At 34.3% G+C, this 17,712-nt stretch carries 9 protein-coding genes; 3 read left to right on the forward strand and 6 right to left on the reverse strand.

What is annotated here, in order from left to right:
- Window positions 1–62: 62 nt before the first annotated feature.
- Together cysS and murJ are read right to left on the reverse strand one after the other, a co-directional pair.
- Window positions 63–1,571 (reverse strand): cysteine--tRNA ligase, encoded by a 1,509-nt coding sequence (gene cysS / locus XJ32_RS09740; RefSeq protein ID WP_077389393.1) that lies wholly within the window; start codon window positions 1,569–1,571, stop codon window positions 63–65.
- A 14-nt stretch (window positions 1,572–1,585) separates the two neighbouring features.
- On the reverse strand, window positions 1,586–3,466 hold the full coding sequence (murJ, locus tag XJ32_RS09745) for a murein biosynthesis integral membrane protein MurJ (protein WP_077389395.1): 1,881 nt from the start codon (window positions 3,464–3,466) through the stop codon (window positions 1,586–1,588).
- Between the two features lie 92 nt (window positions 3,467–3,558).
- On the opposite strand from murJ, the gene XJ32_RS09750 reads away from it, so the two are divergent.
- Window positions 3,559–5,397 (forward strand): hypothetical protein, encoded by a 1,839-nt coding sequence (locus tag XJ32_RS09750; RefSeq protein WP_077389398.1) that lies wholly within the window; start codon window positions 3,559–3,561, stop codon window positions 5,395–5,397.
- A 258-nt stretch (window positions 5,398–5,655) separates the two neighbouring features.
- Here XJ32_RS09750 and XJ32_RS09755 read toward each other — a convergent pair whose 3' ends face one another.
- Window positions 5,656–6,492, reverse strand: coding sequence for a hypothetical protein (locus XJ32_RS09755; protein WP_005219351.1), 837 nt, complete (start codon window positions 6,490–6,492; stop codon window positions 5,656–5,658).
- Between the two features lie 183 nt (window positions 6,493–6,675).
- Here XJ32_RS09755 and XJ32_RS09760 point away from each other — a divergent pair, with 183 nt between their 5' ends.
- Window positions 6,676–8,154, forward strand: coding sequence for a major outer membrane protein (locus tag XJ32_RS09760; RefSeq protein ID WP_077389400.1), 1,479 nt, complete (start codon window positions 6,676–6,678; stop codon window positions 8,152–8,154).
- A 625-nt stretch (window positions 8,155–8,779) separates the two neighbouring features.
- On the opposite strand, the gene XJ32_RS12440 is transcribed toward XJ32_RS09760, so the two are convergent.
- Window positions 8,780–14,017 (reverse strand): PBECR3 domain-containing polyvalent protein, encoded by a 5,238-nt coding sequence (locus XJ32_RS12440; RefSeq protein WP_155761513.1) that lies wholly within the window; start codon window positions 14,015–14,017, stop codon window positions 8,780–8,782.
- 309 nt (window positions 14,018–14,326) lie between these two features.
- Window positions 14,327–15,850: a flagellar hook assembly protein FlgD gene (flgD, locus tag XJ32_RS13365; protein WP_077389403.1), complete on the reverse strand. Its 1,524-nt coding sequence runs from the start codon at window positions 15,848–15,850 to the stop codon at window positions 14,327–14,329.
- 241 nt (window positions 15,851–16,091) lie between these two features.
- Here flgD and XJ32_RS09775 point away from each other — a divergent pair, with 241 nt between their 5' ends.
- On the forward strand, window positions 16,092–16,685 hold the full coding sequence (locus XJ32_RS09775) for a hypothetical protein (RefSeq protein WP_077389405.1): 594 nt from the start codon (window positions 16,092–16,094) through the stop codon (window positions 16,683–16,685).
- Window positions 16,686–16,843: 158 nt separating this feature from the next.
- On the opposite strand, the gene cysE is transcribed toward XJ32_RS09775, so the two are convergent.
- The gene (gene cysE / locus XJ32_RS09780) at window positions 16,844–17,674 is read right to left on the reverse strand and encodes a serine O-acetyltransferase (protein ID WP_077389407.1); all 831 of its coding nucleotides are present in this window, start codon (window positions 17,672–17,674) and stop codon (window positions 16,844–16,846) included.
- Window positions 17,675–17,712: the final 38 nt, after the last annotated feature.

The following is a 17,712-nucleotide window of genomic DNA, read 5'->3' on the forward strand; positions in this document are numbered from 1 at the left end:
GCATGAAAACTCAAAAATATTTGTGAATTTTTCACGGAATACTTAATTTAGAAAAACAAAACCTAAAACTTCTCCCATTCTGTATGCTCTTTGCTTTTATCCATGATGCTTATACCCATACCCTCCAAAGTCTCTCGAATAGAATCTGCTTTTACAAAGTCTTTTGCTGCCTTTGCTTCTAGTCGCTCTTTTATGAGAGTTTCAATCTTTAGCTTTTCTTCATCGCTTACACCAAGCTGAAAATATTCGCTATAACTTAAAGTCCCAAGTCCTAGCACAAAGTCGATTAATGCTAGATTTGCCTTTGCTTTTATCTTGTAGGCTTTATCTTTTGGTTGTGTATCAAGGTGATCGTTTGCCTCTTTTATAAACTCTTCAATCACACTCAAAGCAAGTGAGATATTTAAATCATCGCTAAGAGATTCTAAAAACTTTTCACTAAAATCTTTTGTAGCTTGTTTTAGAATCTCACTCATATAAGGCTTAAAAAACTCTTCCCATTCATTTGCTTTTATAGAATCTCTAGATTCTATGTCATTAGAAAATGGTAAAAATTTAGGTATAGAATCTTTTTCATAATCAAGCCTTTTTTTAAGTCGGTATAATTTATCAAGCCTTTTTTTTGATTGCAATAAATCTTCTTCATTAAAATGCAGTGGGCTTCTGTAATGTGTGCCTATGAGATAGTTACGCAGTATTTCGCCATGATATACCTTTAATGCGTCTTTTATAAAAAAGCTATTTCCTAGACTCTTACTCATTTTCTCACCATTAATGGTAACAAAGCCATTATGTAGCCAATATTTCGCAAGTTCCTTATTATGCAAACAGCGAGTTTGTGAGGCTTCATTCTCATGATGTGGGAAGAATAAATCCTGCCCACCAGCATGTATATCAATGCAAAATTCTTTATCTTTATGTGCTAATACAGAATCAATCATAGCAGAACATTCAATATGCCAGCCGGGTCTGCCTTTGCCTAGTATGCTTTCATAGCCTATATCATTTTCTCCCTTGTATGCTTTCCATAATACAAAGTCTCTTTGATCCCTCTTGCCCTCTTCTATCTCAACTCTATGCACAGAATCTGTATCATCTAAATGCTTACTTAATGTGCCATAACTCTTATCTTTACTCACTTCAAGGCAAATATCTCCATTAGGCAAACGATAGGCTATATCTTTTTGCAATAAGGATTCTATAAAATTTGACATAGATTCTAAAAACTCTGTTGCACGAGGCTCAAAGTGGGCTCTTCTCACATTTAAAGATTCCATATCTTGCAGGTATTTGTCTATATAGTGCTTTGCTAGTTCATTGAGTGGAGTTTTAGTTTGAAAGGATTTATTAATCAGCTTATCATCAATATCTGTGAAGTTTTTAGCGACTATGACTTTATAGCCCTTTGTCTCTAAGAATCTTGCGAGTAAATCAAAGCTAATAGCACTTCTAGCATGTCCTAAATGTGCGTCATCATAGACCGTCGGACCGCATATATACATGCGTATTTCATTTGAGTTAAGCGGAACAAGATCTATTTTATCCCTATGTTTTGAATCATAAACTTTCATTGTCTTCCTTAGTGTTATGTAATGTGAAAAAATTGCTTGAAAATTTGTAATATACTAAATGTTACGCCAAGTGCTAAAAGTAGGTAAAAGGCGTATTTTTTATGCGAGATTATAGCTAAAAAATTGTGAATCCCAAATGCTTTTATATTGAAAACAAAAAGCACAACACCACCGATACTCCCAGCCAGTGCGACTATAAAATAACGCAATTCCCAAAGTATGCCATCTGTAATACTAAAATATCGCATGAAAAAAATAAAGATTCCAGAAAGCAGCGTGCCAACTGCAAGTGCGATGACAGAGTATTTTGCCGCTTTTGCTTGTTGCTTTTTCGCATACAGCCAGAGGGAGAAAATCCGCGTTAAGCCAAAGGCTAAGAGTCCTGCCATATAGCCGATAAACGCCCATGCAACTTGCAGGGTATCTTCTCTTACAAAGTTTTTTCGCTCAAACAAAAGCCATACGATTTCATTACTTAACATAATGCCACCAAGCGTGCAAATAGAAAGCGTTATGAGTAGAAACCAAAAAGCTGTTTTTAGATTCTGCAAAGCTATCTTTTCATCTTTTCGCTCAATCGCCTTTGCAATGGTTGGGAATAATGCACTAGAGATAGCAATAGCAAAGATGGCTAAAGGTAGCTGAAAGATTCTATTTGCAAAGTTTAGTGTGCTGACACCCCCATCTGAATTTGGCAAAAGTGTGATAAGACTAGAGTCAATAATAGCAATAATTTGTGCGGTAGAAGCCCCAAGCATAGCGGGGAAAAAGGCTTTAAAAAAGGCTTTAATGTCAGCAAGTAAGCGTAAGACATTATGTTTTGCTTTTGTATAGAATCTTGAGTCTTGCGTTGTCTCTTTGGTGATTTTGCGGGAGTTTGATATTGAAACTGCGTCATTACCCTTTAGGTAACTCCTTGTTTCAATATCTGCACAACCCACAAAATCACTCAAAGATACTTCCGCAGAATTTTTATCTATGCTTTTTTTAGATTCTAGTTTCTGTTTAGAATCTAGATTGTTTGCGGTATTTAAGGCGGAATTAGATTCTATATGAGATATTTCGCTACGCTCAACATGACAAGCAATAGAATCTTTACTCCCAAATCTTATCCCCCTAAAACTTATAGTCATATTAGAATCTCTATACCACTTTTTGAGTGAAAGCATACCAATATATTGCAATCTCCATAATCCCGCCCTATAAAGCGGATAAAAATGAATGAGTATTTGACACACACCGCCAATAAGGACTGCATAGCTTAATATATACACTGCTTCAAAAAGCTCTTTTTCAGTTAAGCTCGTTTGAAACTGATAAGGCAGCATAGCCACAATCATAGCAATATTTAAAAGTGCGGTATTATAGGCATTGACCCAAAAGATATTTTTATATTGCAGTAGTGTGCTTAGATAAGTTACAATAAAGATTAATATAAGATACCAAAAGTGGATACGCACAAGCGGCATAGCAAGATTAATTCTCTCTTCATCATAACCTAATGCTAGAATCTTTGTAATAAAAGGGGCAAACCACATAACAAGCATGCTTAAAATGAGAATGAAAAAAAGAAAAATCCAAAAAATACTCACACTAAATGCCCCCTTTTTCTTCGCACTAAGAAAAAATGGCAAAAAGCTTTGCACAAAAGCCCCCTCACTCACAACACGCCGAAACATATTTGGAAACTTAAAGGCAATAAAGAAAATATCGCTATAAATGCTTGTTCCAAGCACTGCTGCTTGAATGGCATCACGCAAAAATCCAAATACACGAGAACACAAGATTCCAGAAGCATTGGTAAGAAAAAATCGTTTAAGCTTGTTTTGTTTTCTATTTAATTGTTTGTTATTATCTATCGTTTTAATGTTTTCGCTTGAATGTTTTTCTAACATTTTTTATACTCTTTACAAAAATATAGTAGAATATGCAATATTTTTTGGGATAACTATTGTAACAAACAAAATTTGATTTTAAGGTTAAGGCAATGACTTTTTTTGCGAAAAAGAAACTCAAAGGTGTGCGTGATTGGGTTAGAGAGCTTACGCAGTTTTGTGCTGATTCTGAATTGAGTTTTAATGATTGTAATTTTCATGTTGCACATACACATACAATGTTAAAAAAAGATGATAAAGTTTTAGCCCCAACCTTTTTTAAAGAAACCTATAATCAAACAAGTGATGAAATCTATCAAACATTTGATATTGAAATCACACCAAAAGAATATGATTTTTCAAAGTTAAATTTTGCTTTTAGTTATCGCCATTTAGAAGCTGTTTTAATCTTAAAGGAAGGCTTTTTTGTCGATGATAGGGAGCAATATAAGGCTCAACTCGCTGACTATATCACCGCATTTCTTATACAAAAAGACATTATTATTACAAGCGTAGAGCAGATAAAAATGCGTGTGGATAAGATTATAAGTGAAAATTTTACGCCACCATGCACGATTATGGAAGAGAAAAGATTTATATTCTTACGCTCAAAAGCAGATATTAAAAAACAAGGCTTTACAAATCTTTTAGAAGAGAAATGGTGTAGAGAAAATTATAAAAGTCCCATGCCAAACGCACTTTATGCGGTTGCAGAGGGCGATCCTATCGGCTTTTTCTTAAAAGATTCCATACCTACTTCTGGCAGAAACTTGCAAGGTGAATTTATAGATATGAAAAATTTGCATTTAAATACACCAAAACATGAAGATGGCAAGGGAGATTCTAAAGAGTTTGAAAGCGGGACATTTAGGTATAAAGCCCCGCCTGAAGCTGGTAATGGCATAAGAAAAGTAGAAGAAGGTCAAGTTGTTAAATACGAAGCAGATGGACATGGTATTGTAGAGTTTGCAGAGACTGGATTAAGGCTTATTGATATAGGCACTTTTCAGCAAGTTGGTCGCACAAATAGTATTTTGGGCGGTGTTGAAAAGATGGCAGAAGTAGATATTGACTGCCCAGATAAGACAAAAGATGCGGTGCAAAATGGTGCGATTATTGAAGCTGAAGTGGTAAATATCAAAGGCACGGTTGGCGAAAAAGTCATCATTAAAGCAAAAAAACTGACAATTAATGGGCAAACCCATCAAAGTGCAGTTATGTATGCCGATGAAGCAAGTATCAATATCCATAAGGGAATCTTATATGCAAAAGAAGCTGATATTGATAAGCTAGAGAGTGGCAAGGTCTATGGTGGAAGCATTAATGTGCTTGATGCACAAGGTGCAAAGATTGTAGGCGATAGCATTGTGGTATCTAACCTGCATTCTAATACGCATATTAAATTTTGTGAGAAACTTCATCTAAAAGCGATTAATGGCAATGAAAATCAAATCAGCTTTGATATTTTTGCTAATTTTGAGAATAGAGAAAAACTCTCAAGTATCATTCATCTAGACTCACTTCTAAAAGATGATATTAACGCACGCGTAGCGTTTTGCAGGGCATTAGCAGATAAAACACAAAAGCTAAAACCTATCATTGATAATCTAAAACCTGTTATTGACAGAAGTAAGAAGGAAGGCTTTGAGCTTGATGCAGAGACGAAGAAAACGCTAGGATTCTATGTGCTTTTATTGCGACAAATAAAAGAGCAAAAAGATATGGCAACACAGCTACAAAAGCTACGCACCGAAAACACACAAAAAGGCAAAATGATAGAAAAAATGCTAGGCATTGCAAAACTCACGACAGAATCAAGCTGGAAAGATAGCAATCAAATCATTTTAACACGACATTTCCCACCAGCAACGAACAAAATTTTTCCTCAAGATTCTGAAATGTTTGAAGTCGCCATTAATGATGATGGCACAATGGAGAAGATTGGGCAGTAAAAGGAATGTTATAGCCTTTACTTGTAAGAATTCAAATGCATTTAAATTTTAACTCCTTTTTGCTTGACACTTAAACCTTATTAGCTTATTAATTTTCTAATTATATAGAATCTAATCCCATCCCCCATTTTTTTAGTTAGCATAACCGCACATTACTTGTTGCAAAAAAATATGAAAAATTCAATACAGAATCTATCCCAACACAATCCTAAGATAGGATGTAATATGCACTCGTTTTACCACATATCCCAACTATAGCTAAAGCACATTGCATGTAAATTTTACATTCATGCTAAGTTTTAATGGAACAACAAAAGATTCCATAAGACTTTTTATATTGATTTTAGAATCCACATTGCCTTGACTTGTAAAATCATTTGCATTATGACCTAGTATTTTTCTATCCACCGCATACATTGGATTGTCATAGAGTGAAATGTTTAGAAATGACATATTTGCAATATTGCATTTTGCATTGAGATTCTTGCTGTATTCATCTTTTAGCATATTTGCTTGTTTTATGATTTGCTCTCTTAGTGCAATTTTCTGTGTCTCTTGGAGTGAATCCGACAAAACAAATTTAAACGCATGATTTCTAAAATCTAGCCATTCATCTTGATATACAACCTTTTTTATTTGCGATACAAACTCTTCATATTGCTTATAAGTTTCTTCTTTCATTTTGCATTTTATGTTGAAAGAGATGCTATATCCAGCCTTCATTTCATTTTTGTCATCATAGGTTTCAGTTGGTCCAAAAGTATAAGGGCTATATTTACAAATATCCTTGTTTGCTTGGGCTAGAGTGATTATGGAATCTAGCTTTTTTGTGATATGCTCTCTTTGTGATTCTGTAAGTGTGGGGGTATTTTTTAGAATCTTGCTTTCTACTATGCTAAGCTCCATTTGCAATAAATCTGGCTTAATGTCCTTTGAAGTTTCAATAGATTGTGAGATTTCTATGTGATTATTTTGTGTTGCTTCTACCACATTTTTATGTGTAAATTTCTGCACCACAAAAATATCAAAGGCAATGCCACCCGCAAATAAACACAGCACAATGCACGCAACGCCGATAAATTTAACCCAACGCATATAAATCCTTTCTATACAAAATACCTTAATTATAAAAGCTATATTTCAAGTTTTAGCTATTTGTATTATTTAGATTCTAAAACGAATATAAAAATGAGATTTGATACACATTTTACATAGACGAACTTTTGCTTTTACAAAGGGTTTTTACAATACCGCAAACATTTCAACGATTAGGAGATCATGATGAAGAAAGTTTTTTCAGTAGTGCTTGCAGGAGCATTATTCCAAGTGGCGTTTGCAGAGACACAAACACAAAATAGCGAACAAGTAGCACAAGATTCTGCCCCACAAGAAGTAGCAGTAGCACCTGCAAAAAAAGAGAATAAACTAAAAGATTTAGTAACAAATGCAAAAGTTAGTGGCTTTGGCTTTGCGAGATTCTTTACTATTAATGGATTTGATAATATTGGACAAAATGGGCAAAGTCAGCAGTATAGAATAAAGCTTGATGTAACAAGTGGTAAGATATATGGCTTTAGTGCGACTGCCGGTCTTTTCTTCTCTCAAGGATCAAGCACACCAGATGTAGGAAGCAACACAAATGGTGCTGTGCAAGGTGGTCGTGGGACTGCATTTACAAATAACTTTTCAGATAGATTCAATATCTCACAAATATTTGCAAGTAAAGAATTTGATATAGGTTCTTTTAGCACAAAGATTGATGCAGGAAAGATGAATATCTCTTCTCCACTGAGTGATAATAAAGTGGATTTAGGCACAGGCTTTGTGGCTAATGCAAAGCAAAAAATAGATGGTGGTAGCATTAAATACCACGCTTCATTCTATGATAGCTGGAGTGGCGATCATGTAGGATATAATATCCGCACAAGATTATCAAGCAACGATCATACTTCAGCCGCAGGTGTTGGCATAGGTAATAATCTCACATTGCTTGGTATGGGTGGTAATGTGATGAATAAGGCTTTAGATTTTAATGTCTATGCAGGAAATATCTATGGTTTTATGGACTTTTTGCTTTATGGTGAGGCAAAGTATGGCATGAAGCTGGGTGATTCTATGAAGCTTTCAATCCTTGCACAAACAAGCATGGCGGCATTAAATGGTAAGCCCCATCTTTATCTTGGATTAGATGGAAAAAGCATAGATAGAGTATTTGATACGGAATTGGCAAATGCAGCAAAATTTCGCGGACTTTATAATATTCAAGCAAAACTTGCTATTGATAAATTCTCTCTAAAAGCTGGATATCTAGGAAGCTTTGGCGATGGCTATGGCACACTTTTAGACTATAAGGGTGGCATTGATACCGCAGGAAAAATATGGAATGGCAACCTTACAGCAACCTATGAGGGCTTAGGTATGCTAGGGTCTGGTAGCTTTAAAAACTCAAGTATCAATGTCGCCTATATAGCAGCTGAATATGGCTTTAAGATTCCATTAAAAGTGGGACTTGATGTAGCGTATGTATTTGGTAATACTTATATGCCTATGCTTAAAGTTTCTCCTCATAATTCCGCAATAGACCATACACCTAATGCACTTGATAAGAAATTTATCAAAAATGCAAGTTTTGTAGAGATTACACCACATATTACCTATAAGTTTTTTGATAAGCTAGAACTTTCTTTCCTAGCAGCGACATTGGCAGGTGATATAGATTTCTTTAAGACTAGAACAGAATTAAAATATACTTTCTAGACATTTTCTCCTTTTTCATATACTCTTTTTTGTGCAACACTTAGTGTGTTGTGTGATTTTTCATATTGCTAGATAATAAGTTTTATGAATAATTCATTTTTTTTACTTTTTTTACAACTTATATATTTCTTTGCCACTCTCGAATAAAGCTATTTTATTGTTTACACCTAAAATAGCTTAAGCTAGAGGGGTTTGTATCCCACCAAGCCAAGACTATCTTGTTAGACTGCAAGTAAAACCTTATGTAAAATATATTTACCGCCATCAATCGCACGAGCGAAACTTTTGTTTATACTTGCAAAAAAAATGAAAATAAACATGAAAAATAAAACCAGCTTTTGATTGTTGATAATCTTAATGGTTCCTTATAGTAGGGATTAGTCATAAAAAGCATGAAATCATTCAAATATTTTCACAGGATAAAGCTTGAATGCAAAATCTTGTTTTCCTTAAAGCATAATCCCACTACGCATATGCTAATAATGGGGCTTATGCTTTATTGCGTAAAACTGCTTAAAACATAAGCGACACCTTTTATTGTATTTACTTTTTTAATTGAAATATAGGGGCTTGTTTTATTTGGGATTTTGTGGTATGATTTGAGTGGGTGTTGATAGAATCTTATCTAAGCAAATCTTAGCTCATAACTAAGGCGACTTGCGGGTTTATACCTTAAGTGTTCAATGCTCTTTATTTTTTTTAACAATTTATTAAACTTCTCATCATCTAAGATTCCACGCTCAAAATACATCGTTTTAAAACCTAATTCGTTTTGCCCTTTTCTTATCTGTTCTATAATGACATAAAATTCGCTATCTAACTGATTTGCACTTACGCTAACACTTTCTTGTCTTTTGCCCTTGCTTACGCCTTTATGCGTTGCATTATCCGCATAATCTTGATATTTCGCAATATCATCAAGTGTAACAGGCTTTTGTCCGCTAAGTTTAACTAGATTGGAATCTATTCCGTGCCGATTAAGCGTGTGGATTACATCGCTTGGGTCTATGCTTCTGCGGACATCTTGGGGATATTTAAAGCCTAGAACTTTTGCGGTATTCTCATCAAGTTGATTTATCGCAAAGCGTTTATTTTTAGCTAGTGCATAGGCTAGAGTGTCAGCATTTAAGTTTTCTTTACCGATAAGATTCATTTTGCTACCATATTTAACACTAGAATCTATATTTTCAAGTACTTTAATCAAATTTTTATCATTTTTTCTTGCTTCCATTCTACGCATTATAGCGTATTTTCCACTCATTACCGCCTTACTTCCTACCGCCCCACCTAAGAATCCAGCGGCAAACTTAGCAGGATTAAATCCTACAATGTTTCCATTCTCATCAGTTTCAATTCCTGCTACACTGCCACTTAAGACTCCAGCTCCTAAATGTTGTGGATTAGAATACATAATATTAGGGCTATTTTCATTAAAATATTTATGTGTAGATTCTTTATTTTTTGGTTTAGTCTTAGTGATATTGCCTTTTGTATCTGTATAACTTCCTTTATTGTCAATATGCTTTATTTGGTTAGAATCAAATGCTACTATTTCTCTATCATTAAACAATATGCCATCATATCCTGCTTTTTTATAAAATTGTTGCAATGGATAGATTCTAGCTGTTTGATACATTCTTCCATAACCGCCATATACACCATAGTGTCCGCCCACTACTTCCTGTAATTTCTCATTCTCTCTTGCAGCGGCTAGGATATAAAGCTCGGTTTCATTTTTAAAAAATTCTTTTTCAAACCCAGCTTCATATAATGTGGGCGAATCTTTTTTTAAGAGAGAATCAAGCTCTTTTAACTCTTGCAAACTCTCATCTAAATTAGGATTATGTTTTAAATCTGCCTCGTAAGCTCTTATGCTCTCATGCAAATTTTCCTTTTTTAGATTATAAAGCGGTGTGCTAAACTCTTTACCACTTTCTATATGCCTTATCTTAACGCTTTCTCTGTCATATTGCAAAAACTCAAAGCCGCTTTCTTTTAACTCTGCTTTTGCTTGTTTTAGATTTTCTATTGCCCTTAATCCCCTTTCTTTATCTTTTTTAGTGAATTTAAAAATTTTATCAATCTCTTTTATTTTTTCTTGTGTAAGCTCTTTTTCCATAATAAAGGGCTTTTTGATATTTAAAAATACTTCATATATAAAGTTTCCTTCATCATCATCTGCATAGTTTTTAGCAAGGTTTTTATCATTGGAAAACCAATTGCCTATGCTAAAATTAGAAACTGAATTATCTTTAGTATTAAAGACTTCAAAAGGTTTTTTAAGTTCTTTATTATGCAATCTTTTCATACTGCTTAGTGTTGTGCCATGATAAAACACTTTAGGCAGTCCATTTTCATCTTTTGTTAAAGGGCTAGAATCTTTATGCCATTCTAGTAAATCTTTTGCCTTTTTCTCATCGTAATTAAACTTTTGCATGGTAGATTCTAGTGTTTGTTGTGGTATAATGTCGGTGTCAATCTTGTTGGCTGAATATTGCGAGGTCTGTAAAAGCTTTTGCGAGATAGAATTGAAGTTTGGAGATTGATAAATAAAACTACCGCCTTTTTCTAGTTTATTATTAAGGTTTCTCGTTTCTTTAATTCCGTTACTAATACTTACTAAATATTCCCCATTATCAAAACTAACATTTACGAAATAATCATCATTTTTTAAATGCTTAATAAAGAGATATTCCCCCATATCATCACGCATAATCGCTTCAGGTAAATCTAGCACTTCTTTAATCTGCGGTATGTATTTTTCTCTGCCTTGTGATACTAGCTTTTTAAGGCTTCCTAGTTGTAGTTTTATTTCTTTGCCACCTAGAGCTTCTCTAATCTCATCGTTATGCTTTGGCGTGTAACTCTCATCTAAGCTTTTAAGGTTAAATGTTTCAAGCCACTGCTCTTGCACTTCTTGTGTAAGCGTGTGTTCTTTACCTTTTTTGTCTGTAAAGTGAATGTCTTTTGGTGCTTCCTTAACACTAGATATTTCATTTTTCAAACGATATAAAAACTTGGCTTCATAAGTGTTATTTGTATCCTTTATCATTTGTTGTATAAGCTTCAAGGCTGTATCTGTCCCTTTAGCTTTTATTGCATAATCGACTTGAAATCTTGCATTATCTATAAAATCTTTTAGGGCTTCTACTTTGCTTGGTTTATTTTCTTGTGGGGTTTTATTTGGTAATTGATTTTTTAAATCCCTTATTCTTTGTTCTACTAAATCCAACTTATCTAAAAATTCACTATTATGTGCGGGGCTAAAACTATAAGGGCTGTAATCATTGCGATTACTTTGCATAATCTTTTCTAAATGTGCTTTTTCTTTATATGCTGTTTCTAAATCATAGTTTGCAATTTTCTCAATCTCTGCGGCTTTCTCTGTTTCTTGTTGTGTTTTTAATTGTGTCTCTTTTTCTGCGTGCAGTCTGTCTCTTTCTTTATTTAATGCTTCTACTATCTCGCCTGTTTCCTTTCGTATTTTATCCATTTGCTTATAAAATGGCTTTTCTGCTTCCCTTGCTAGAAACTCTGTAGCATTGCTTTTATATACCTCTTCTATATCATGTTTCATATTTGCCAGTATATTTTCTGCATAGTGGTTTCTATCTCTTGGGTTTTCTAGTGAATTTGCCATGTTTAAAAATCTATCTGCTAATCCCTCTTGCTGTTGATTAAAGGTAAATTCATGTCCTTTCATAATCTTTCTTTCATTTGTCATAAATTCTGCATAGCTGTCTATATCTTTGGAATCTGCATTGATTTTTTTTAATAGCTCTTGTTGTCTTGGCTCAAGTAATAAGGCTTCTTTGATAGGCTTTTCAAAATCTGCTAGTTCATCATCTGGGATTTCTATGTATTTTCTGCCATTCTCATTTACTTCGTATGGTTTTGTTTGTGGTGTGTCTTTACTTATTTCTTGCTTTATGCTATCATTGGTTTGCTCTAGTGAATGTGCTTTTGCACCATCGCCTTGTTCTGCTTTTGCGGAAGTGTGGTAGTGAGTTGGCGGCTCCACCGCTAGAGTTTTATGCGGATTAGCCTTATTGTCTTTTGGTCTAATATCCCTATTTGTTAAATGCACGACTTCGCCATCATCTTTTTTAACTCCCATTTTGCCAATTTTCTTATCATTTATCATTTTTGCAATGAGTGCTACATCTTCTCTGTTGTTCTCTAAAAAATGCGTAGGATTATTTTTAATTTGTAAGAATAATTTAAACGCTTCACTTGGCTTTTTAAACATTTCGGGGTGTTTTTGTGCTAATTTTGTTAAATCTGCATGAATTGAAGTTGCAGAAATATCAGCAGCATTTTTTATCCATTGCTCCATATTGGTATTAATAGAAACTTGCGATAAAGGACTTATGTCATTCTCTTTTAATATAAAATTATCGCCAATTATGCTACCATCTGCTTTCGCAACTTCTGGCTTATACTCTAACAACAATTGCTTCTGTGCTTGTGCTTCTTTTATCTCTGCTATATCTGCATATTGGTCTCTGTATGATTCTAGTGTTGCGTTTTCGTTTTTGTCTCTTTGCATTAACTCATCATAAGTTTTTGGCTGTGCTAGCTGCAATTCTTGTTTTTCTATGGCTGTGATGTTGTTTTTATCTGTTGTTATGAAATAGGTTTCATTATTTGCCTCTGCTTTTATTATGCTTTTATTTGGCGTGTGGATTGGGTTATTGTGTGTGAGTTGTTGGGCTAGTTGTTTTAATAACTCTGTGTTTTGCTTTATCTCTTGTGTGGCAACAACTAGATTATTTAATATATCTTGTTGAATGTTTTCTTTATTTGCTTCAAATTGGCTTATTTTTTGTGTGAGTTCTTCATTATACTTTGCTTGTCTCTCCATGTTTTGAATGAGTGGATTACTTGCAATGGCTTCTATCTCGCTTGTATCTTTTGGGGTTAATATCTGTGTATTACCTCTTATTTGGCTCTGTAATTCTTTATCACTTAAAGGTGTGTTTGCCTTGTATTCAAATCTTGGTTTATTCTCTTTATCTTTTATGGGTTTAAAGCCTTTGTCTAAATCTGCTTTATTTAGCACTTTAAGCGTTTCTAGTGTGATTTCACTTGGGTATTTTAAATCTTTTATAGCACTTTGCAAGGCTTTTGTTATGGCTGCATTATCGCCTATGTAAGGGATAAAGGCAAAAAGCTTTTTAAATAATCTATTGGTTAAAAAGACTTTTATTCTGCCCTCTAGTGTTGTGGCTAATGCACCGCTGCCTACTTGGTTTTCTAATGCTTTTGCTTTGCTTATTTCTTGGGCGAATTGATAGCTTTTAGCATAGCTTTTAAAAGTATCGAGTATAGGATAGATTTCAGGGTGCAGTGTAAGCTTTTCTAGATTCTCAATATCGCTTAAAATCTTAGTAAAATCAATTGGGAATGTATCATCATTTAGCTTTACATTTCTGTCTAATGCCCTAAGTATTGTTAGCATTTGTGTGTGTTTTTGCATTCTTGGATTAAAGTTTTTAAATATTGTGTTCTCTAGCCCTTTTATGCTATCACCCCATTGTGTGTCTAGCACTCTTTGTTTCCATTGCTCTATGGTAAGTCTTGAATCTAAGTCTTTTTTATTCATGCCTTTGGTTAGGGCTTTGGCAAATTTGTCATTTAAAGACTCTTTTATTTGTGCGTAGTTTTTATTTGCTTGTTGAAAGTTTGAAAAAAGTTCGTCTGCTTCTTGACGCGTTAATGTTTTTTGGGTAGGATTGTTTGCTGGAGTTGGCGTATTATCAATAGGACTTTGTGCGGACGAAACCACGCCTGAATCTCGTGCTTCTATAGCTTCCGCATTGTTTATTCTTTTTCTTACTTCTCTTAATTTAGTTGTTGGCATTCCTGTTAAAAGAAAGTTTTCATTATCTCTAGCTGTTATTAATACATAAAATTTATTTCTCTTTTCGGCTTGAAAAACTTTTATAAACTCTTTTGTGGGCTGCCCATCTTTATTGATTGTATATGGCTAAATCCATTTAAAAACTCATCTGTGCTTGTTTTATGGTTGGCTTTTTCTTGTTTGTCTATGTCGTCCAGCATATCTTTAATAGATTGCTGAAATAGAGTCTAATTTCTGCGTTGTCTCTTTAGTGCTTTTAGCGGATTACATAGAGAATTAAGCCTCATAGATTCTGTGATTATAACAGCATTATCCCTGTGTTACAAAGCTTGGTTCTTGTGTTTGCATATTAAATGGATTAGCTTGTTGTGGCATAGGGGTGTTACCTATATTGCCTATGTTATCCATATTTGCACCCATGCTATTATTCATTATATTATTATTCATGGGGCTATTTCCCATTAAGTTTTCATTTTGAAAATTTGCATTTTGTTGTGGTATCGCGTTAAATGGATCATTCATACTTTCTGCTTGCATTTCATTTGCCATGTTAAACGGGTTAGCTTGTTGTGGCATGTTTGGAATCTGCTCGTTTTGTGCTGTTTGCTGCAGCATTGATGCAAGCGGGTTATTCTCATTTATTGCGTTTGCGTTATTTGTATTTGTCGCATTCGTTGTTGTTTCTTTCACTGCAGATTCTGCACTCTTAGATTCTGGTTTCACAGAGAGTTTATCTAGCTCTTCTTTATCAAGCTGTCTGCCTTTATCTGCCGCATCAAGCATTTTTTCATATTTTTTCATCTCTTTTGCTTTTGCGATTCTTTTTGCTTCTTCTGCTTCAGCTTGCAAAGTCTCTTCATCTTTGTTTGCCTCTATTTCAGCGGCAAGTTTTGCTTCTCTGTCATTAATGATTTTTTCATATTTTTGACTTAGAGATTCTGTACTTAAGTCATCTTCATACGCCTTTCTTGCTTTATTTGCATCTGCTTTGATAGATTCTATTGTTTTATGTGTCGCACTATCGCCTTTTGGATAAAACTCTAGGGCATTTTGCACAGGCACAATATTATCACCTAATCGCATAAGTGGTGTGCCTTTATCATAAATAATACTTTGGACCTCACCCCTGCCTATACGCGTTTCATCATATTGCTTTGTTTCTGGGTTTAGATTATAGTGTGCTTTGACTTGATAGCTTCCGGGTTCTACAAGATTCCCTTTAGAATCTTTTCCGTCCCAATTAAAGTCAATATAGCCCTGCTGTCCGTCTTTATTAGTGAGAGAAATCGTGCGGACAACTTCATTGTTTGGATTTAGAATCTCAATCACTGGACTACCTTGAGACGCATTAATCTTATTATCAAAATACAGACTAAAATGATTTTCACCACCGCCTAAAACATTTAAGCCCATAATGTCTGTTTCTGCGATTTTACCTATCATAGAAACTGCATTAAGCGTATTTGCCTTTGCGCCTTGTGTTGTGGCATGAGTGTTTTCCTCCATACCCATATTAAGCATTTCAAGCGATTTTTTCATATCTTTTTGAAATTCTTGTAAAGCCTTATTTGTCTCTTGTGAAGCCTTCATGGCTTGAGCGACTTCTTTCATAGTCTTTTTATTTTCTTCTTGCATTTCCACTTGTGTTAATTGTGCGGTTTGCGTGATGATTTTATCAGTTTCCATAGGGGAAGTTGGGTCTTGATTCTTTAATTGCTCCAAAAAGAGTTTCATAAACGCATCTTTGTCTAATCCATTTGCAATTTGTGCGCTTTCTTTTTTCTTTTCTCTTGCGGCTGTTGAGCCTGTTACTTCGCCTAAATCGATTGCCATATTCTATCCTTTGTTATGCAATATCCTTAAATACGCAATGATTTAGCAATTTTTATTCCATTGTGACTATATGTGTTGTTATATAACAAGTTATTTGATTTATTTGCGATTAATCGTCTAATTTAGATTCTAAGTTTTAGATATTTGTCTGCACTAAACATGATAAGAATCTTAAATATAATAATATAATAAACCTCGCTTATAAATTACTTACAAGTAAAGTTTATTAAAGGGGTAAAAAATGAGACTATTAAGAATCTTTCTACTTAGCATTATGATATGCGGGGGCTTAAAGGCTGAAAACATGTTTGCTGGATTTTTACATTTCACTGCAAATTGGCTACAAATAGCTTCCTTTCACTATGGCTTTAGCACAGATTTAAACACAATAGATTCAAATAAAGTAACTAAAGATAGATTTGGCGGAATCATTGGTGCAAGTGTAGGGTGGAATTTCTTTGTAAATGATGAATTTGGTTTAAAGCCTTCTGTATCCATTCCTTTTACTGATTATGAAGTAGGATTTGGAGCAAGGCTTAAATATCTTTATATGGACACTTATGCTCCCACTCACTCTGTGGGCGGAGTGCTATATATCCACCCAGAAGGGCTTACAGGCATAGGCTCAATTATAATTGGTGCTGGAGCAAATTTTAGCCAGACGCATAATCTCAAAGCAAATGGAGCATATATTGAAGTAGGCTTAGGCTTATTAAAAATAAGTCCACTTTTAGTCAATACCGATATTACCTATCGTGCAAATATCTATGGCAAGTCTAATGATTTAGTTTTAGGGACAATCCATAGCTTAAACTTTGTTTGGACTTTTCTCTAAGGTTTATTGGCTATGAAGTCTTAACATTTTAGCATTATAGAATCTTGCATTTTTTATGTTTAGCATAGCAAAATATTTTAAGCCTAGATTCTATAACTTAGATTCTAAAAAAGATATTTCGCACTAATGCTTAAAATGACAAGCTTTAGAATCTAAATTTAAGAATTTGTCTTATCCCTTTTGTTTAATGCTTGTAAAAAGTCTTCATACGCTTTTCCTAGCTCTTTTTCCTTTGTGCTTAACTCTTCGCTTCTTTTGCGTAAAAAGTCCTTGCACTTTGTATTATCATCTGGCATATTTGTAAGAATATCTTCTAGAATCTTAATCCTGCATAGCATGTATTCAAACATGCTTTGGTCTATATCTGGCAGCTTTGTCCTTGTTGGCTTCTCATTTTTCTCACTTTTTTCTTCCTTATTAATCACTCTAGCAGGAATGCCAACGGCAGTGCTTTTATCTGGCACATCTTTGATTACAACAGAGTTTGAGCCAATCTTTGCATGTTCGCCAATCACAATATCACCTAGCACTTTTGCCCCTGCTCCAATGATTGCATTATGCAAGATTGTAGGGTGTCGCTTTGTCCTCTCTAAACTCACACCGCCAAGACTAACACCTTGATAGATCGTTACATCATTGCCAATTTGTGCGGTCTCACCAATCACTACGCCAATGCCATGATCAATAAACACTCTTCTGCCAATATAAGCTGCGGGATGAATGTCAATATTTGTTAGAAACTGCGTCCAGCCCATGATGAGACGAGCTATTAGCTTGAATCCTTTTTTATGGAATCTATGTGCGATTCTATAATGCACGATTGCAATTAGCCCGGGATAATTTAAAAAAAGCTCTAAAAAATGATTGAAAGCTGGGTCTTTTTTCTGCGGTGTGTGAAAGTCTTCTTTAATCTGCTCCCATAAAGGCGGAAACTCTTTGTATATAATGTTGTTATTTGAATCAACTAAATTTTGTGTCGTGTTAGTCATTAAATTTGTCCTTATTATAAAGCCATTATTGTAGCAAC

Source organism: Helicobacter bilis (assembly GCF_001999985.1).
Lineage (GTDB): Bacteria > Campylobacterota > Campylobacteria > Campylobacterales > Helicobacteraceae > Helicobacter_A > Helicobacter_A rappini.